Origin of the sequence: Kitasatospora sp. NPDC056446, from assembly GCF_042796115.1 — a bacterium.
In the GTDB taxonomy this organism is placed as follows: domain Bacteria; phylum Actinomycetota; class Actinomycetes; order Streptomycetales; family Streptomycetaceae; genus Kitasatospora.
Genome location: NZ_JBHTRF010000063.1, coordinates 1 through 18,648, shown reverse-complemented (window position 1 = coordinate 18,648; position 18,648 = coordinate 1). Strand labels below are relative to the sequence as shown.

The 18,648-nt window shown below is 74.6% G+C and carries 15 protein-coding genes; 9 read left to right on the top strand and 6 right to left on the bottom strand.

Annotation, left to right across the window (positions count from 1 at the left end; genetic code table 11):
- The first annotated feature begins 49 nt into the window (after positions 1–49).
- A complete protein-coding gene (locus tag ACFQ6N_RS30060) occupies positions 50–850 on the top strand; it encodes a hypothetical protein (RefSeq protein WP_380655714.1) in 801 nt (266 codons plus the stop codon).
- A gap of 124 nt (positions 851–974) precedes the next feature.
- Here ACFQ6N_RS30060 and ACFQ6N_RS30055 read toward each other — a convergent pair whose 3' ends face one another.
- On the bottom strand, positions 975–2,000 hold the full coding sequence (locus ACFQ6N_RS30055) for an FAD-dependent oxidoreductase (RefSeq protein ID WP_380655711.1): 1,026 nt from the start codon (positions 1,998–2,000) through the stop codon (positions 975–977).
- A gap of 230 nt (positions 2,001–2,230) precedes the next feature.
- Here ACFQ6N_RS30055 and ACFQ6N_RS30050 point away from each other — a divergent pair, with 230 nt between their 5' ends.
- Both ACFQ6N_RS30050 and ACFQ6N_RS30045 read left to right on the top strand, forming a co-directional pair.
- A complete protein-coding gene (locus tag ACFQ6N_RS30050; RefSeq protein WP_380655708.1) occupies positions 2,231–3,517 on the top strand; it encodes an MFS transporter in 1,287 nt (428 codons plus the stop codon).
- Between the two features lie 157 nt (positions 3,518–3,674).
- A complete protein-coding gene (locus ACFQ6N_RS30045) occupies positions 3,675–4,244 on the top strand; it encodes a hypothetical protein (RefSeq protein ID WP_380655705.1) in 570 nt (189 codons plus the stop codon).
- Between the two features lie 221 nt (positions 4,245–4,465).
- Here ACFQ6N_RS30045 and ACFQ6N_RS30040 read toward each other — a convergent pair whose 3' ends face one another.
- Positions 4,466–5,848, bottom strand: coding sequence for an MFS transporter (locus ACFQ6N_RS30040; protein ID WP_380655702.1), 1,383 nt, complete (start codon positions 5,846–5,848; stop codon positions 4,466–4,468).
- 94 nt (positions 5,849–5,942) lie between these two features.
- Between ACFQ6N_RS30040 and ACFQ6N_RS30035 the strand changes: the two genes are divergently transcribed.
- The 3 genes from ACFQ6N_RS30035 to ACFQ6N_RS30025 all read left to right on the top strand — a co-directional run bounded on the left by ACFQ6N_RS30035 (position 5,943) and on the right by ACFQ6N_RS30025 (position 8,184).
- Positions 5,943–6,269 (top strand): PadR family transcriptional regulator, encoded by a 327-nt coding sequence (locus ACFQ6N_RS30035; RefSeq protein WP_380655748.1) that lies wholly within the window; start codon positions 5,943–5,945, stop codon positions 6,267–6,269.
- Entirely contained in the window at positions 6,266–7,183 is a 918-nt protein-coding gene (locus ACFQ6N_RS30030; RefSeq protein ID WP_380655700.1) for a hypothetical protein, read from the top strand. The genes ACFQ6N_RS30035 and ACFQ6N_RS30030 overlap by 4 nt, the downstream gene beginning before the upstream one ends.
- A 155-nt stretch (positions 7,184–7,338) precedes the next feature.
- On the top strand, positions 7,339–8,184 hold the full coding sequence (locus tag ACFQ6N_RS30025) for a DUF4184 family protein (RefSeq protein ID WP_380655697.1): 846 nt from the start codon (positions 7,339–7,341) through the stop codon (positions 8,182–8,184).
- Positions 8,185–8,258: 74 nt separating this feature from the next.
- Here the strand turns inward: ACFQ6N_RS30025 and ACFQ6N_RS30020 are convergent, their stop codons facing one another.
- Positions 8,259–10,457 carry a WD40 repeat domain-containing protein gene (locus tag ACFQ6N_RS30020; protein ID WP_380655695.1) on the bottom strand — a complete coding sequence of 733 codons (2,199 nt, stop codon included), beginning with the start codon at positions 10,455–10,457 and terminating at the stop codon, positions 8,259–8,261.
- A 41-nt stretch (positions 10,458–10,498) separates the two neighbouring features.
- Positions 10,499–11,617 (bottom strand): DUF5954 family protein, encoded by a 1,119-nt coding sequence (locus ACFQ6N_RS30015; RefSeq protein ID WP_380655692.1) that lies wholly within the window; start codon positions 11,615–11,617, stop codon positions 10,499–10,501.
- Between the two features lie 316 nt (positions 11,618–11,933).
- On the opposite strand from ACFQ6N_RS30015, the gene ACFQ6N_RS30010 reads away from it, so the two are divergent.
- Genes ACFQ6N_RS30010 through ACFQ6N_RS30000 form a run of 3 tightly spaced genes read left to right on the top strand, consistent with a single transcriptional unit; the run spans position 11,934 to position 15,791 of the window.
- Positions 11,934–12,269 carry a hypothetical protein gene (locus ACFQ6N_RS30010; protein ID WP_380655691.1) on the top strand — a complete coding sequence of 112 codons (336 nt, stop codon included), beginning with the start codon at positions 11,934–11,936 and terminating at the stop codon, positions 12,267–12,269.
- Positions 12,266–14,401, top strand: a complete 2,136-nt coding sequence (locus ACFQ6N_RS30005; protein WP_380655688.1) for a PQQ-binding-like beta-propeller repeat protein — start codon at positions 12,266–12,268, stop codon at positions 14,399–14,401. The genes ACFQ6N_RS30010 and ACFQ6N_RS30005 overlap by 4 nt, the downstream gene beginning before the upstream one ends.
- A gap of 49 nt (positions 14,402–14,450) precedes the next feature.
- A complete protein-coding gene (locus tag ACFQ6N_RS30000; RefSeq protein WP_380655685.1) occupies positions 14,451–15,791 on the top strand; it encodes a PQQ-binding-like beta-propeller repeat protein in 1,341 nt (446 codons plus the stop codon).
- Positions 15,792–15,926: 135 nt separating this feature from the next.
- Here ACFQ6N_RS30000 and ACFQ6N_RS29995 read toward each other — a convergent pair whose 3' ends face one another.
- Together ACFQ6N_RS29995 and ACFQ6N_RS29990 are read right to left on the bottom strand one after the other, a co-directional pair.
- Positions 15,927–16,157: a hypothetical protein gene (locus ACFQ6N_RS29995; protein WP_380655683.1), complete on the bottom strand. Its 231-nt coding sequence runs from the start codon at positions 16,155–16,157 to the stop codon at positions 15,927–15,929.
- Positions 16,154–18,648, bottom strand: a 2,495-nt coding sequence (locus ACFQ6N_RS29990) for a colicin E3/pyocin S6 family cytotoxin (RefSeq protein ID WP_380655680.1), incomplete at its 5' end; no start/stop codon positions are given. The genes ACFQ6N_RS29990 and ACFQ6N_RS29995, both read right to left, overlap by 4 nt.

Genomic DNA, 18,648 nt, shown 5'->3' with positions numbered 1-18,648 from the left:
CACCCCGGCGTGGCCCCGGCCACGCCCCACCGAAGGGAGCGCCGCCGTCTTGGGCGCCACGACAACCCCCCGGCCGACCCACCGGCGCGAGGCCGTGTCCGCCAGGCCCGCCTGGAGCAAGGTCCCGCAGGTGACCGGGGTGTTCTGGATCGTCAAGATCCTCACCACCGGCATGGGCGAGACCACGTCCGACTACCTGGCCCGGGTCCTCGGGCCGGTGCCCGCGGTCGGCTCGGCCGCCCTGCTGCTGGCCGCCGTGCTGTTCGCGCAGGCCCGCACCCGCCGCTACGTCCCGGTCGTGTACTGGGCGGCGGTGGTCATGGTGAGCGTGTTCGGCACCATGGCCGCCGACGTGGCACACGTCGCGCTCGGTGTGCCGTACGCCGTCTCCGCGGTGGCGTTCGCACTGGCCCTCGCGCTGGTCTTCGCCCTGTGGCGGTTCACCGAGGGGACCCTCGCGGTGGAGACGGTCGCCGGTGGGCGACGCGAGGTCCTCTACTGGTGCGCCGTGATGGCCACCTTCGCGCTCGGCACCGCGGTCGGCGACCTGACCGCGGCCACCCTGGGCTGGGGCTACCTGCCCTCCGGGCTGCTGTTCGCGGCGCTGATCGCCGTACCGGCGCTCGCCCACCGGCTGTCCGGCCTCTCGCCGGTGCTCACGTTCTGGTGGGCCTACGTCCTCACCCGTCCGCTGGGCGCCTGCTTCGCCGACTGGGCCGGGGTCAGCCGCGCGCGGGGCGGCCTGGACCTCGGCACCGGGCCGGTCAGCCTGGTGCTCGCGGTGGTCATCGTGGCGGCCGTGGCCTGGCTGGCGGTCGCCGAGCGGCGCACCCCCCGCGCCCGGGCCTGACGCCGGCGCGGCATCCGTTCGGAGCCCGTCCCCTCGGAGCCCGTCCCCTCGGGGGCGGGCTCCTCGGCGTTCCGGCGCCGGTCGGCCGGTCGGCCGGTCGGTCGGGGGCGCGGGCGCGGGGGCCTCAGTCCGTGGGCCGGGGCCGGGGCCGGGGCCGGGTGGCGAGGGCGGCGACCGCGTCGGCGCAGCCCCAGCTGAGGGTGACCCCGGCGCCGCCGTAGCCGTAGGCGTGGACGAGGAGGGTGCCGGGCAGCGTACGGGTGTCGGCGGCCAGGCGGACGCCGGAGCGGCGGGCGGGGCGCAGGCCGACGCGGTGCCCGATGACCTCGGCGTCGCGCAGCCCGGGCGCGAGGGCGGCGCAGCGGTCGAGGATGGCGCGGGCGGTCGCCGGGTCGCTGACGGTGTCCCAGTTCCCCCGCTCGTAGGTGCCGCCGAGGACGATGTCGGTGCTGCGGGGGTGGAGGTAGGTGTAGCCGGCCGGGTCGCCCTGGACCCGGAGGGACGTGTGCAGGCCGGGGTTGCGGACCAGCACGACCTGGCCGCGGATGGGTTCCACGGCCTCGTCGTCGCAGAGCCGCCGGGCGCCGAGCCCGCTGGCGTTGACCACGGTCGGCGCCCAGGCGCGGGCCTCGCCGAGGGAGTCCAGGCGCCGGTGCAGGAGTTCGCCGCCGTTCGCCAGGAAGCGGTCCAGCAGCCAGGGGAGGTAGTGCGGCATCTCGACGGCCGGGGCGGTGAACTCCCAGCCGTCCCGGTAGGCGGGGCCGGAGCCGGAGCCGGAGCCGGCCGGTTCGGGCCCGGCCGGCCGGAGTTCGGCCGCTCCGAGCCGTCGCAGATCCGGGACCACGGAGCCCCACCAGGGCAGGGACTCCGGCCCGCGGTCGTACGCGTACATGCGGGTCGGGCGCATCGTGACGCCGGGGACGCGGTCGGCGGCCTGGCGGACCAGCTCGGTGAAGGTCACGGCGGACCAGTGCGCCACCTCGCGGCTCTCGTCCATGCCCGTCGGGTACCAGACGGCGGCGGCGACGGCCGAGGTGGTGGACAGGACGTCGTCGGCGGAGACGACGCGGACCCGCAGCCCCCGCTCCTGGAGGCGCACGGCCGAGGTCAGACCGATGATCCCGGCGCCGATCACGACGACATCGCTCACCATGGACTCCGTTCAGCGGTAGGACGGTCGGGGCGGACGCCCGGCCGCTCCCAGCCAAGCCGGTGATCCGGCGGCCGTAAAGGGCGTGTCCTCCGGGCCCGCGCACCGGTACGGTGCCCTGACGACGCCGCACCTCCCGGCCACCGCCGTACCGGTGCGGTTCCGTCCGTGTACCCGAATGCCCGTGCGGTCCCGGCCGGCACCGGCCGAGACCCCGGGGGTCCCACCGCATGAAGCCGTCCCCGGCGGGCAGTCGGATGTTCCCGCCGCTGCGGCACCGCGACTTCCGGCAGCTCGCCGGCGGGCGGCTGCTGGTCTACTTCGCCAACGCGATGGCACCCGTGGTTCTCGGCTTCGCCGTGCTCGACCTCACCGGTTCGACGACCGACCTCGGGTTCGTCGTGGGGGCGCGGTCGCTCGCCAACGTGGTGCTGCTGCTCCTCGGCGGCGTCGTCGCCGACCGGTTCCCCCGGGCCCTGGTCCTCCAGGGCTCGGCGGCCGGCGCCGCCCTGGTGCAGGCCGCCGTCGCGCTGACCGTGCTGCTCGGCTGGACCTCCCTCCCGCTGCTGGTCGTGCTCAGCGCGGCCAACGGCGCGCTGTCCGCGCTCTCGCTGCCCGCCTCGGCGGCGCTCACCCGGGAGACCGTGTCGGCGGACGTGCTGCGCCCGGCCAACGCGCTGATGCGGATGGCCACCAACATCGGCATGATCGTCGGCGCCTCGCTGGGCGGCGTGGTGGCCGCCCTGGTCGGCCCGGGCTGGGGCCTCGCGGGCAACGCGCTCTGCCTGTTCCTCGCCGCGCTGTGCTTCCGCGGCGTCCGGATCGCGGCGGGCGGCGCCGGGTCCGCAGGGCCCGGGGACGCGGAACCGTCCCGGCCGTTGCACGAACTCAAGGAGGGCTGGCGCGAGTTCACCGCCCGTACCTGGGTGGTGGTCGTGGTGCTCCAGTTCACCGTGGTCAACGCCGTCACGGCCGGCGGCATCCAGGTCCTCGGCCTCGGCATCGCCGACGCCGGCTTCGGCCGGGGCCCGTGGGGTGCCGTCCTGGCCGCGCAGACCGCCGGCGCCGTCGTCGGCGGCATCCTGGCGGCGCGCTCGCGGGTCCGGTACGCGCTGCGGCTGGGCGTCGCCCTGGTCGTCCTGGAGGCGGTGCCGCTGGTGGCGCTGGCGGAGGCGCCCGGAGCCCTGCTGCTCGGGGTGGCGATGTTCCTGAACGGCGTCGCGATGGAGCAGTTCGGCGTCGCCTGGGACGTCTCGCTGCAGGAGAACATCCCCGCCGACCGCCTCGCCCGGGTCTACTCCTACGACGCGCTCGGCTCGTTCATGGCCCTGCCGGTCGGCGAGATGGCGGCCGGCCCGGTGGCGCACGCGATCGGCGAGCGGGCGGCGCTCCTGGCGGGCGCGGTGCTGGTGGTGCTGGCCACCGCAGCGGCCCTGCTCAGCCGCGACGTCCGCCGCCTCGCCGTCGCCCCGGCCGCCCCGGACCGGCCCGCCGGACCGGCCCTCGGCACCACGTAGTCCGGCCCGGCGAGCCGTCAATTCGTGGCATAACCGGACCATTGCCGTGGCATTGCCTGTCCTTGACCGAAGGCGGTGATCATCCGGCCTGGTCGCCCCTTGTAGCATCCGGAGCCGGACCGTCGCCCCGACCGTCCGAGGACCATGAGGGGACCGCGTGCGCAGACCTACCAGGACGGCGGTGGCGACGGGCCGCCGAGGCCGGCTCGCCGCCCTCGTGACGGTGTCCGGCCTCGGCCTCCTCCCGGCCGCCGGGTGCGCGTCGGCGGACGACGACCTGACCGCCTACCAGAGCGACTACGCCAACCACCGGCCCCTGGCCGTCGCCGGCTACCCCTCGGCCGGATCGCTGGAAGCGGTCCAGAAACTGCTGTGGCGCCTGGCCGACGGCAACACCGCCGCACTCGCGGAACTCGCCTCCTCGGACGGCACCGACGCCGAGCACCGGGCCACCGCGGGCCACTGGATCGACGCCTACCGCCCGGCCGCCGGGCAGGAGGTGACCGCCGACTTCCACGACGACCCGACCGCGCGGCAGACCGTCGTCCTCTACTTCCACGCCACCCGGCAGCGGAAGCAGATCTCGCTCCGCCTCGACGGCCGCGCCGGCGCGGACGGCTGGCGGGTCCTCATGCGCGAATCCGACCCGGCCGAAGCCACCGCCGAACCGACCTGGGCCCCCGAGACCCCGGGAGGCGGCAGGCCCACCGGGGGCCCGGCGTTCTAGGCCGCGCGGATCACGGAGGCGGCGGGATCACGGGGCGGCGTACGGGCTGGTCCGCCGGGCCGCCCGCGAACCGCTGGAGCAGGGCACGACGACCGCGCCGGCGGGCGGATTCGAGTACGCCGTCCTCAACGCGCTGCTGCCGGACGGCCCCGCGCGCTGAGGCGCGGTCGGGAGCGGATCCGCCCGACCCGCCTGACCCGCCCGACCCGCCGGACCGGACGCTAGTCGCTTTCCGGCAGCGGGGTTCCGGCCTTCCGGGTCCGGGCGGCGGGCTCCGCGCGAGGGCCCGTCGGCTCGGGGGTCGCCTGTTCGGGGATCGCCGGTCCGGGGATCGCTTGTCCGGGGCCCTCGGGCTCGGCGCCGGCCGGCTCGGGGCTGCCGGTCCGGGTCCGTTCGGCCCAGGCGGCCACCGGGGGTCCTGCCGCTCCCACGCAGGCGAAGAAGGCGCCGAGGAGCAGCCAGCCCGTGTGTCCGAGGGCGAGGACCACGCCGGTCAGGACCAGCGGGGCGAGCGCCTGGCCCGCGTTGAAGCCGATGCCGAAGAGGCCCTGGTACTGCCCCTGGGCGTGGTCGGGGGCGAGCCCGAAGGCGAGCGTGTAGCCGCCCGAGGACTCCCACACCTCTCCCACGCTGTGGACGCACACGGCGAGGACGGCCAGTACCGGCGAGACCCAGGCGGGGACGTCGGCGGTCAGCGCCATCAGCGGGCAGCTGACGAGGAACAGGAGCCCGGCGAGGCGGAAGGCGCGGCCGCCCTGCCGGGGGGTCTCCACCCTGGAGCCGAGCCGGCTCTGCAGCGCTATGCAGACGCCGCTGTTGATCGCGTTGACGGCGGCCACGGTCCAGCGGGGCGCGTCGGTGTGGGAGCTGAGCCAGATCGGCAGCAGCAGCGAGACGGTCTGGTACTGGAGGCCCATGGCGCTGTAGAGCGCGACGAAGGACACGTACGGCCGGTCGGCCAGGACGGACCACTGGCGGTGCCCCTCGGGCCGGGGCAGCGGCCGGTAGTCCGGGACGCCCAGGAACCCGGCCAGCGCGGCACCGGCGAAGCTGGCGGCGTTGGCGAGGATCAGCCAGGTGTACGCGGTGCGGGTGTCGATCTGGATGGCGACGGCCGCGCCCAGGGTGCCCACGACGACGCCGATGTTGACGTAGGTGCGGAGTCTGGCCCGGAAGGCGGCGGGGCGGTCACCGCCGGCCCGGGCGACGAGCGCGCCGCCCGCGGCGCTGCTCGCGGTGGCGGCCAGCCGGTCCAGGGTGGCGACGAGTGTGAACACGAGCCAGCTGTCGATGAGGACGAAGGCGGCCATGGTGACGGTCTGCAGCACGAGGGTCGTGAGCCAGACCGTGCGCGGCCCGTACCGGTCGGCCAGGTTCCCGGCCGGGACGCCGGCCGCCAGGCCGCTGAGGCCGGCGATGGTCAGGCCCGCGCCCACCTGGGTGGCGGGCAGGTGCACCACGAGCGTGAAGTAGAGGATGGCGGCGGTGTTGAACAGACCGTTGCCGACCCGACTGACGAAACTGGCGACGATCAGAGCCCGCTGCGGACCGGATTCCGGCCCGTCGGGCAGTGATCGCCTCGACCTCCCCCTGATCATGATCATGCCGGTCAGGCTAACAGCGGCCTGTCGCGGTGGGGCGGGCCGCGTTGAGATGGTCCGGCGGAGTGACTATCGTCGTCGGGTGAGCGAGCGTGTGATGCAAGAACCCACCCTGCTGGTGCTGACAGCCCTCGCGGACGCGGCCCGGCACGGGTACGCCATCGCGCAGGAGGTCAAGGCGATGACCGGAGGCCGGGTCGCCCTGCGCACGGGCGCCCTGTACGGGGCCCTGGACCGCCTGCTGGCCGAAGGCCTGATCGACATCGAGCGCGAGGAGACGGTCGACGGCCGGGCCCGGCGGATCTTCACCCTGTCCCCGGCGGGGCGGGAGCGGCTGGCGGCGGAGGCCGAGCGCCTGGCCGAGACGGCGCGGGAGGCCAGCCGGCGGCTGTCCGTCACCCGGCCGTCCTCGGCCGCCACGTGATCGAGCGCCTGGTGCGGCTGTACCCGGCCGCCTACCGACGGGCCCACGGCGGGGAGATCGCCGCGACCTTCCGCGAGCTGACCGACGGCGAGCCGCTCGGATCGCGGCTGCGGGAGGGCGCCGGGCTGGCGGCGCACGCGCTCAGGATGCGGCTGGGGCTGGGGCCGGCCGGCCCCGCCGCCCGGGTCGTGGGCCTGGCGTACCCCTACGTCCTGGCGAGCGCCGCCGCCGCGTGCGGCCTGCACCTGCTGCGCTGGTACGCCGGACTCCTCGCTTCCCCGGCCCCGTTGGGGCTGCAGCTCGGAGTGGACCTGTCGGGGTCGTGGGGCGTGCTGCTGGTGTCGTCGCTGCTGGTGTTCGCGGGGGCCGCGGCGGCGTTGGCCGGGCGGTGGCGCGCGGGGGTGCCGTGCACGGTCGCCGGGCTGCTGTCCTTCGCGGTGGCCGCGGTGGTCAGCGGGCCCGCCTTCGGCGACCCGGTCGCCGCGCCTGCCGCGGCGGTCCTGGCGGCGGGCGTGCTGCTCGCCTGCCCGCCGGACCGGCGGGTGGAGCGCGGGGCGTCGGGGCGGGCGGGTGCGGCCGGTGCCGTGGTCGCGTCCGTGCTCGTGCCCCGGGCGGTCGTCGACGCCCACCTGGTGCCGTGGGTCAGCACCGACTACGGGTGCTGGCCGCTGCTCGTCCTCGCCGCGGCCGGTGCGGTGCCGGCCCGGCGCGGTGGATCGCGGGGCGGTGGATCGCGGGGCGGGCGCGAACTGGCGGCGATCGCCCTGGCGTCCCCGCCGCTGCTCGCCCAGGCCTGCACGACGGCGTGGGGGGACGCGGTCGCCGTCGGGTGGCTGGCGGCCGTGCTGTCGGCGGGGGCGGCGGCGGTGCTGCTCGCCGGGCGGGTGCGGCCGACCTCGCGCGCTTCGGGCTGAGCGGCTTCCGCCGCCGGGCAACGGGTCGGAAACGGCCGGGGCCGGTGCGGTCCGGCGCGTCCTTGATAGTCCGTTTGACGTAGCATTCCGTTCGACGGACTATTGGTGCGCCCGGGAGCCGTCCGGGAGGCCGAGAGCCGCCCGAGAGGATGCCCATGCCGTTCACCCTGTCCCACCCCGCGGCCGTCCTGCCCCTGATGCGGCGGCCCTTCAGTCGGACCGCACTGGTCGCCGGAGCCGTCGCACCGGACCTGCCCTACTTCCTCGCCACCGCTGGCCTGCCCGTCAGCGCGCAGTCCTGGTACGAGCCCTTCCTCAACGCCACGACCACGCACGGCATTTCGGGAGTGCCGGCCGTCACCCTGCCGTACGCCCTCCTGCTCTGGGCGCTGCTGTGGTCCGCCCGCCGCCCGCTGGCCTCCCTGCTGCCGGTGCCGGTGCCGGTGCCGGTGCCGGCGCCGATGCCGCCGGTCCCGCCGGTGGCGTCCGGCGTGGCGGTCCGGCGGGCCGGGTGGATCGTCCTGTCCGCACTGACCGGCATCGCCACGCACCTGGTCTGGGACGCCTTCACCCACGTGGACGGCTTCGTGGTCACCCGTACGCCCTGGCTCACCGCCACCCTGGCGGGCAGCCTCACCTGGGCGCGGGCCCTGCAGCACGCGAGCACGATCGGCGGCCTGGCCGCCATCGCGGCGCACCTGTGGCGCCGACGGGACCGCCTCCTGACGGCCCTCGGCCCCGCCCGGACCCGGTCCGAGGATGCACCGCGACGCCGATTCCCCCTCGCCGCCGTCCTGTTCACCGCCCTGTGCACGGTGGTCGGAGCCGTCGCCCAGGTCTGGCGGTGGCACGTCGGCCCGGAGGCGGACACGGCCGGACCGCCGCCGGGCGTCCTGCTCGAAGGCGTCCTGTCCGACGCGGCCAAGGGCGCGGGCGCCGGCCTGATCGCCGCCCTGGCCCTCTACGTCCTCGCCTGGTGGATCCGCCGCGCCGCCTCCTGACCCCTCCCGGCCTCCTGACCTCCCTCCCACCGGACCGTCTGCCCGACGGGTGCCGGGTGACAGGTGTCGGGGCGTCAACGGGGTGCCAGGACCGCGACCTCGTAGCCGAACCTCACGACCAGTCGGCCGTCCGGCGCGATCAGCACCCGGTGCACCCCTTCGGGGAACACCAGCTCGGTACCGATCTGCTCGCGGGTGGCCAGGTCCCACACCCGCACCGTCCCGTCGTAGCCGCCGCTGACGGCGACCGGGCGGCCGTCCAGCCGACCCGTCGCGACGGTCTCCACCCAGTCGCCGTGAAGGGTCAGGGGTTCGCCGATCGGCTCGCGGGCGGTCAGATCCCAGACGCGCACGGTCTTGTCGTAGCCGGCCGTGACGGCGACGGGGCGGCCGTCCACCACCGCCGTCGCCACCGCCTGCACCGTGTGGGTGTGGCCGGTCAGCGGTCCGCCGACCGGCCGGCCGGTCGGCAGGTCCCAGACGCGCAGCTCGTCCCGGCTGCCGGTGACGGCCAGGTGGTGGCCGTCCACCAGTGCGATCCCACCGGTGCAGTAGTCCTCGAACCGGCTGATCTGTCGGCCGGTGGCCAGGTCGCACACCCGCACCGTCCTGTCGTCGCCGCTGATGACGGCGATCGGGCGGCCGTCGAGCGTGCCCGTCGCCAGCGTGCGGACCCCGCCGGCGCGGTCCTTCGGCACCTCGCCGATCTGCTCGCGGGTGGCCAGGTCCCACACCCGCACGTGTCCGGGGCCGTCCGCGGTGACGGCTACCGGCCGGTCGTCCACCACGGCCGTCGCCGCCGCCCGCACCCGGTCGGACCGGACGTCCAGGGGTGGGCCGGTCCGCTCGCCGGTAGCCAGGTCCCAGATCTCCACCGTCTCGCGGTAGCCGGCGCTGATCACGACGGAGCGGCCGTCCAGCACCGCGGTCGCCACCACGTCCTTCTCCATGGCCTGTTCCTCGCGGGGCCGGCCGATCCGCCGGTCGGCGGTGAGGTCCCACACCCGCACCTGTGCGTTCACGGCGGTGGTCAGGGCGACGGGCCGGCCGTCGACCGCCCCGGCCGCCACCGCGCGTCCGGTGAAGGCGGTGTCCCCAAGCGGCTCGCCGACGGGCTCGCCGGTGGCGAGGTCCCACACCCAGCCGACGGAGGAGCGGTCGTGGACCCCGCCGGTGGTGACCGCCACCGGGCGGCCGTGCACCGTCGTGACCGCCGCCGCGTCCACGGCGTCGACGTGGTGGAGGAAGGGCCCGCCGACCTGCCGGCCGGTGGCCGGGTCCCACACCCGCACCGTGCTGTCGTCGTTCCAGGTGACCGCGAGCGGGCGGCCGTCCGGTGCCGTCGCCACCTCGCACACGTAGTCGGTGGTGCCGTCCAGGTGCTGATCGACCGGCTCACGGGTGGTCAGATCCCACATCCGTACGGCTCCGCCGTCGCAGGCGGCGGCGACCGGGCGGCCTCCCCGCACGCCGACCGCCACCGTGAACACCCGCCCGGCCTGGCCGGCCAGGGGCCCGCCGACCTGCCGGCCGGCGGTCAGGTCCCACACCCGCACCGTTCGGTCCACCCCGCCGGTGACCGCGACCGGGCGGCCCTCCACCGTGGTCGTCGCCACCGTCATCACCGCGGCGGTGTGGCCGGTGAGGGCCGGGCCGATCTGCCGGCCGGCGGCCAGGTCCCACACCCTGACCGTGTGATCGGCACTGCCGGTGACCGCCACCGGCCGACCGCGCACCAGGGCCGTCGCCGCCGCCGACACGACGTCCCCGTGACCGGTCAAGGGCCCGCCGACCGGCTCGCCGGTGGCCAGCTCCCAGATCCGCACCGTCCTGTCGCGACCGCCGGTGACCGCGACCGCGCGGCCGCGCACCACCGCCGTCGCCACCGCCCGCACGTCACCGGTATGGCCCTTCAGGGTGCACAGCAGCCGGGGGTCGAGGTCCCCGCCGGTGGCCCACTCCACGCGGAAGGGCACCTCGGTGCCGCCGTCCACCGGGACCGCGTCGATCCGCGCCGCCAACTCCCGGTCCCCGTAACGGGCCGCGTCCAGGGCCAGCAGATGCCGTCGCACCCCGGCCCCGGCCGCCCGGTGCAGGTGCGCCGAGGCCCGGTACACGGCGGCCACCAGCCGGGCCCGCGGATCCGGGCCCGTGTCCAGCAGCGGCCACACCAGCCGAGGGCCGGCGCCCACCAGCAGCGCCGCGTTCTCCCACCACCCCCGCGCCCCGGTCAGGTCAGCGTCCGAACGCCCGTCACCCGCAGCATCAGCCATGATCGGTACGGTAGGGGGTTCGCGGGCGATGTCCCAGGGCTTTACGCCTCGTCCTCCGCAGGCGGCGGGAGGGGCTTGCCGCGGCGGGCCATCTCGGCCTCGAAGAGGCGCTGGAACTCCTGCGCGGACTCGTCGAGGACGATCGGGGCGTCCTCGTCCAGGCAGACGCCCTGCGCCCGCAGCTTCTGGTCCAGCACCATGATCGGGTCCTCCGGGTCATGGTCGGAGGGGCGCGGCCCCTCGGGCCCGTCCGGGCCGAAGCGGACCGCCCGCTCGACCCGGATGATCCGCAGCAGGCGGTCCTCGACGGTGAGTTCACAGCCCTGCTCGACGTCGAGCCGGTCCGCCGCCTCGGCGTAGCGGGCCCGCCGGCGGTCCGTCAGCCGACGCTCGACCGGCTCCGCCACGCGCAGGCGCATCGACAGGATGTCCCGGGCCCGGAAGGGGGTGGGGGCGTCCATCATGCCGTTCGGACGCCACTTGCCGTTCACCCGTTCCGCGACGGTGAAGGCGGCGGGCAGCAGCACAACCCCCGGGTGGGTCCGGCCCGACCGCAGCATGTCCTCGCGGACCTCGGACGGGAAGGCACCCTCGGCGGGCACCAGCCCGACGAGGTCGGCCTTGAGGACACCGGCGGACACCCCGGTCGGCAGCGCCGGGTCCATGACGAACCCGGTGTCCGGGTCCAGGGAATCGGCGGCGCCGACCTCGCGGTGGTCGTCCGGGTCGCTCGGCCGCGGCGGCTCCGGGCCGTCCGGACCGCTGTGGATGTACCGCTCGGCCCGCACCACCCGGTAGCGGACCTCCAGTTCGACCTCGTCGATCTTCTCCCACTCCAGCCGCTCGGCCGCCGCCAGGTACCGCCGCTGCGCCTCGGCGTCACCGGCCCGCTCCGCCTCGGCGGCCTGCCGACGGCAGAACATGCCGAGGTCCTCACGGGCCGACTGCGGTTGCGTCTCGACCATCATGGAGCACAACTCCCAGCCGCCCTCCGACCGTTCGCGGGCGACACCGAAGACCGGGCTCCCGGCCGACAGGATCCGCGGATACCTCTCGCGCGCCGCCCACGCCTCGACCTCAGCGATCTCCGCCACCGGGCCGTCGGGGGCGGCCATCCTGATGGAGAGGTAACCAGGAACATCGTCAGCGAAGTTCACCATGCGCACATTCTGCAACCATCCCACGACCAAGCGCCACCGACCCGGCCCGTCACACCGCATCGACATCGAGCTGACGTCCGCCGAGCGGCCGTTCACCGAACGGACGTTCGCGCCCGAGGTTCAGGCCGCGCCGGGGCCGCGGGGTCCACCCCGTCGCATCGCTCGATTCCCTCGGATCCCTTGAATCCCTCGAAGGGCTGACCGATGTCGTCATCCTCGCTCACGGTGGTGCCGCCGGGCGCTAGGCTCGACTACTGCTTGGTCCCAAGTGTTGTTCGAATCACGGAAGTTGATCACCATGAGGGAGTGATCGGGTATGAGCGTGGAGCTGCGGATCTATCTCGGGGACGGCAGGGGCATGGACTCCCTGCGTGCCTGGCTCGACGACGTCCAGGGGGTCAGCACGGAACCGGTACCCGCTCCCTCGGGGCCGGGGGAGCAGGGTGACGTCTGGGCGTTCCTCAGCGTGGTGTGCGGGGCCGGCGGCGCGATCACGGTCGCGCTGAACGCCCTGTCGACCTGGGTGGAGTCGAGGGTGACCCAGGTGCGGGTGAGGGTCGGCGAGACCGAGGTGGAGCTGCGCGGGCCGGATCCCGATGCCCTGGCGCGACTGCTGAACGCGGCGGGCGAGGAGTTCCGGGAGCTGTCATGACCGGGATCGACTTCGCTCGCTCGACGGCGATCCTGGTCGGCACCTCCCACTACACGCACGGCCTGGCCGAGATGCGGGCGGCCCGTAACAGCCTGCGGGCCATGTGGGAGCTCCTGACCGGACCGCTGTGCGGGTGGCCGGCATCCCGGGTGGTCGTACTGGAGGACCTGAGCACCCGCGACGGCCCCTACGAGCGGATCGCGGCGCTCATCCACAGCACCACCGACGTGCTGGTGTTCCACTACGTCGGTCACGGCCAGCTGCTGGACGGGGAACACCTGGGAATGGCGCTGGTCGACACCCATGCCGACCCGAAGATGCGGTACGCCACGTCCCTCCGGCTCAACGACCTGCGTGAGGAGCTTGAGCGCAGGTGCCGCGCCAGGGTCAAGGTGCTCATCCTCGACTGCTGCTTCTCCGGCCTGGCGACCGGAAACACCCAGGGCGCGGGTCTGGCCGACCAGGTCCGGCTGGTCACGAAGGTCGCCGGGGCGTACACGCTCACCGCCTCGCGTGCCTCCCAGAAGGCGATTTTCGAGGAGGGGCGTGGCGGCCTGACCTACTTCACCAAGATCTTCACCGAGGTGGTGCGTGCCGGCATCGTGGGCGCGGGCCCGGAACTGACTCTCAAGGCCATCCACAGGGAGGTCGCGGCCCGGTTCCTGAGTCTGGACCTCCCTGACCGTCATCTGAGGCCCGAGCCGAGTGCGCTCGTCGTGGACACCGCCGACGAACTCGCCTTCGCGCGGAACGCGGTGGACACGGGAGCCCTCCCGGCGGCGGAGCGCACGGCTGTGCCCGTCGAGCACGGAGCGCTGCCCGTCGGCACCGGCCACCGGCTCGCGTCCTGGCTCGTCGCCCGGCGACGGTCGGCCGCGGTCGGCATCAGGCGCGGCAGCCGGACGGTCGTGGGCCGGCGCGCCCTGATGGTCGGCGGAGCGCTCACCCTGGGAGCAGCCGGTGCGGCGATCGCGCTGCCGGAGCTCGGTCTCGGGACGAATTCCGACCCGTCCACGTCCGAGGGCGGGAAGGCCGGGCTGCTGGACGCGCCGGACGCCGCTCGCGCCTGGACCACGTCCCTGGACGCCACGGGCAACAGTGTCGCCCTGGTGGACGGCCTGCTCGTGAGCATCAGCCACGCCGGTGTGATGGCCTTCGACCACCTCGGCAAGGCCAAGTGGGGGCCGCTGCCGTTGACCAACTCGTCCGTGCCGGACTCCGTCGCCGGGGACGGGCACGGAATGCTGTACGTGACCGGTCAGGTCAACTGGAACTGGGTGCTCGCCGCGATCGACACGTCGGCCGGACAGGTGGCATGGACGATTCCCCTGCCGCATCCGAACGACTGGACCCCGGACGGCGTCCTGGGACCGCTGGGCGGCATGGCCTATGTGACGGGGCTCGGGAGCAAGGGCCCCGGGGTCACGGCGAAGCACATCGTCGACAGCTTCGTCTGGGCCGTGGACATCGCGAACCGGCGCGGAGCCTGGGAACTCTACGACGACAAGGTCGGGGTCGTGGTGGTGCCGACGACCGGCGGCAGGCTCCTCGTCGGAGCCGCGGACGACGACTTCGACGGGGGCCGGGTGCAGGCCGTCGACGCTGCCAAGGGCGAGCGGGGCTGGACGATGCCGGTTCCGATCGGCGCGCTCATGCTGGGGCTTTCGGGTTCGGCCAGAACCGCGTGCGCGGCCGGCGGGCTGTTCGTCCTGGCCGCGAATCTGCTCTACGCGCTCGACGCGGAGACCGGCAAGCAGGTGTGGGTCCTGCCACCGGGTGCCAGCGCCAGTTGGGGCTACCCCTCCGCGAGTCCGGACGGCGGAACCGTCTACATCACCGACGCGACGACCCTCTACGCACTGGATTCCAGGACGGGGTCGGTCAGATGGAAGACCGCCTCCACCACGTCGCTGGACCCCGCGACCGCGCCGCAGCACATCGGCGACACCGTCTACGTGCGGGACAAGGGCTCCTACCTGTGGGCGGTCAACTCGGCGAACGGCGCGGCCCGCTGGAAGGCGCTGTTCCCGGTAGGGGCGCCGAGCGAGAGCATCGCGGTGACCGGCACCGGCGGCCGCATCTACGTCCGGCACGGTCAGAAACTGATCGCGATCAACGAGACCGGCAGATGAACGACCCGCGACAGCGGTGCGATCACCCCGGAACGCCTACGGAGGTCCGATGTCCGATCCAGCCCATCCCGCCGGCCCGCACGGGCTGAACCGTCGCAAGCTGCTGCTCGCCGCCGCGGGCGGCGCCGTCCTGCTCGGCGGCGGTGCGGCCGTGGTGCTGTCCGGCGGCAAGGCCGGCTCCGGCCCGAAACCACCGCCCGGCGCCGGGTCCCCGCCGCCGGAGCAGCAGACGCCCTCCGGCACATCGGTGCGGCAACTCGTGCTCGCCGGAGCCGACGCGACGGCGGCCTGGACGGCGACGTTCGACGTCAAGAAGCCCCCGCCGAGCATCCTGGACAGCAGCGACGGCCTGACCGTGGCCGACGGGGCCGTCATCAGCATCTCCTACTACGGCATCACCGCCTACGACACGGCGACGGGTCGGCCCCTGTGGCCCGCTCCCGTCAGGATGACCGGTCTGTCCGGGGTCGGCGGCCAGCTCCTGGCAGCCGGCACGGTGGTGTACGCGGCCGGTCGGACCGCCTCGGGCAAGGACGTCCTGGCCGCTGTCGACAGCACCACCGGCACCGTGGCCTGGAGCGCGGAACTCCCCGAACCGGCCTGGCAGGCGCAACGCGTCGCCGGTGCCTCGAACGGCATCGTCTACGTCACCGGCTCGGCGTCCACCGACGCCGAAGGCTTCTCGGACTCCGGGTTCATCTGGGCCTTCGACACCATCAGGCGCCAGGAGGCCTGGAGGGCGACCGGCAAGGACATCGGAGCCGTACTGGTGCCCTCCGGCAGAGGCCCCGTCCTGACGGGAACGCAGGTCGACGGCAGCACCGGCCGGCTCCAGACGTACGACGCCGCCACCGGCGCCAAGGGCTGGGAGCACACCATTCCCAACTGCGCGCCGGACTTCGCGCGACGCGACACCCAGGCGTTCTGCCTGGCCGGCGGGCACTTCGTCTACGGGGCCACCGACCAGCTGTACGCGCTCGATCCGGAGACCGGCGCCGAGGCGTGGACCTACCCCACGGCCGGGGGCGTCTACGGACCCCCCTTCGAACGGCCCACGGCGGGCTCGGACGGAAACACGGTCCTGGTCGACGACCGCCGGACCCTGTACGCCTTCGACGCGAGGACCGGCGCACAGCGATGGCTGGTCGCCGGTCCGAAGCGCGGGTTCACCCCCCTCGCCATCCCGTGCTGCGCCAACGGCGTCTTCTACATCCAGGGCGAGGACGGGACGCTGTGGGCGGTCAACCTGGCAGACGGGACCACCCGCTGGAAGTACGCGCCCACACCGGCGCCGTCCTACGGAAACTGGGGACGCTTCGTCGTCGACGGGAAACGTGCCTACCTCACGACCGGAACCACACTCACGGCGATCGGTTCCGGCGTGAACTAGACCAAGCCGCGGGTGGCCGGCCCACAGGGCGGAACCGCGCTCGCGGCCGGTCGCGCCGGCCACTCCTTCCGCCCCGACGACGTCGGCGGCCCGTCGAGTCGATCGACGGGCCGCCTGTCTCGGGTGGTCGCGGGGCTAATCGGCCTCGACTTCGAGGAAGTAGTCGCGGGAGGCCAGGTCGAACGTGACGCCGGACCGCCGGCTGATCGCTTCGGCGTGTCCCTCCCCGATGGGGTGGACGTCGGAGAACTCCCTCAAGGGGATTCCGAACAGACCGGCCAGGAACTCCCCGCCCAGATCGGTGACATCGATCTCCGACTCAGGGAAGTCGGCCCCTTTCCTGTACGCCGAGATGAGGAAGATCACGGCTCCACCTCTCGCGACTTGTCAGCCGGCTTCAGCTGCGCTCCCGTGTCCTTGTCGAATTCTCCCAGGTGCTTGCCCCGCTTGTTGTACTTCTCCACGGTGCCGTGCTGGGAGTCCCACTCGTAGATGGTTCCCTTCGGGTCCTTCCACCGCTTGCGCAGTCCTCCCCCGCCCTGGACCGGGGTCTTGGAGTGCGCCTTGGTGGCTTCCGGGAACGCGGGAAGTTTCTTGGGGGCCTGGTACGGTCCGGGCTGGACGGCCTGGTTGGAGGGCGAGACGCTCTGCCGGTTCCGGGCGTTGCGAAGAACGGTTCCGACACCGTCGTTGAAGCGTTGGGCGCCGTCGACCACCCCGTAGGCACCGGCCGTGACGAGCGCACCGCCACCGGCGATGGCGGGGGCTCCCGCCAGGCAGCCGATCCCGGTGAGGCACAGGGCCGCGCCGCCGCCGGCCACGGTGATGCCGCCGTCGATCGCGATGGTGCCGAGGGCGATCTCTCCCGCTCCGATCCAGAGGTCGGGGTTGGTGAAGATGGAGACGGTGTAGTCGGTGGCCGTGTCGAGGGCGTCGTTCAACCAGTCGGGCAGCCAGCCTCCGTCGTCGGCCGGGTCGCCCGGGTCCGGTGCGGCCCGCCAGAGTTCCTCGGTCCGCTGGTACTCCGCTTCCTCGTTCTGCACCTTGACGATGACCGCCGAGTACGCGTCCTGGGCCGCCTGGCCCGCCGCTACCGCGTCCTTGCCCGCGGCGATGGCGGAGGCACGGGCCTGGTCCGCTGCCTCCCATGCCGAGTTGGCGGACCCGCGGGCCCAGGCTGCCGAGGCCTGCGCGCTCGATGCGGAACTGATGGCGCGGGCGGCGGCCTGGTCGGCACTGGCGGAGGCCTGTCGGGCCGTCCGCGCGGACTGGGCGGCCCGGGCGGCGGAGGCGTCCGCGCTGGTTGCGGAGTCGGCGGCCTGCTTGGCGTAGCCGGCCGCCGCGTCGGCGGAGGCCTGGGCCTGCTTGGCGTAGCCGTCCGCCTCGGACGCGGCCTGCCGGGCGACGGCCGCGACCCGGCCCGCGAGCGCGGCGTCCTGCTGTGCGAGGGAGGCGACTTGCTGCGCGCCGGCGATCAGGTTCTGGACCTGTGCGACGTGGGCGTCGGTGAGGGCGTCCCTGCGCTGTGCCCGGTACTGGCCGACCTGGACGAAGGACCGCAGGGCGGTCGCCGGTCCTTCGAGCGTGGCGTTCGCGGCGAGTTTGACCTCGGGGCCTCCGGCGTCGGCGAGTTGGGCGATGCGGACCCGGTCGTCGGCCTCGCGGGCGCTGTACTGCGTGGTGGTGAGGAAGGTGACGAGGGAGTCGACCGAGCCGGTGGCGAGGGCGGCGTCGGCCGCGTCCTTCACGCCCCGCCCGCCGCTCTCGCCGATCTTCGAGACCCGGACGCGGTAGTCGGCGGCGGCGACCTGGTGCCGCCCCTTCTCCAGGAAGGCATGGACCTGCGCGTCGTCACCTGCCAGGGCGGCGAGGGCCGCGTCGTGCAGGACGGCCAGTCCGGTTTCGTCGGCCAGGTGCTGGACGTGGACGCGGTCGTCCTGGCCGTTGGCGGTCCGCCACCCGGTGAGGGCGTAGTCGACCATGTCCTGGTCGCTCCCGCGTAGCGCGGCCTGTGCGGCGGCGCGGCTCCAGGAGCCTCGGGTCTTCATGGCGGCCACGGCCATCTTGCGGCCGTCGGCGAGCACCACCGCCCGGTCGGTTCCCGGTTGGGCGGCTTCGGCGGCCACGCGCACCGCTTCCGCGTCGAGCTTCTTGGCGTCCTCGGTCGCGCGGGCGGCCGAGGCCTTGCCGAGGTCGTCCGTGGCCCGCAGATCGCGGGCCCGTTCGACGGCGGCGGCGGAGCGGGCGTTGACCTCTTCCTGCTCGCTCTTGCGGGCCAGCGCCTCGACGACCCTGGCCTGGGCGACGGCGGAGGAGGCGGCGTCGGCCGCCTGTTGTGCCGCCGCCGCGTGGGCGGTGGACTTCTGTGCCGCGGTGGCGGCGTCGCCGGCGTGGTCGGCGGCGTCCTTGGCGGCCGTGGCGGCGTTGTCGGCGTGGGTGGCGGCGGAGTAGGCGGCGTTGCGGGCCTCGTGGGCGGCCGCGGCGGCCTCGGCCGCGAGCGCGGACGCGGCGTTGCTGGCCCGCTTGGCTTCCCGGGCGTTGCGCCGGGCGGTGTCGGCGGCCTGCCGGGCCTCGGCGGAGGAGGCGCCGGCCTGGTCGGCGAGGGCGCTGGCCTGTTCGGCGGAGCTCGCGGCGGCTTCCACGTTGCCGCTCGCGGCGTAGGCCGCCGTCGCCGCGGCTCCGGCGGCGGCTGCCGCGTTGGCCGCCTGGTCGGCCGCGTCGCCGACGTCGCAGGCCATCCGTGCCGCCGTGCTGGCGTCCTCGGCGGCCCGGCGCGCGGCCGGGGCCATCGAGGCGTCCGTGGCGGCTGCCGCCGCCGCGTTCCGGGCGCGGGCGGCGGCCTGGGCCGCGCCGGAGG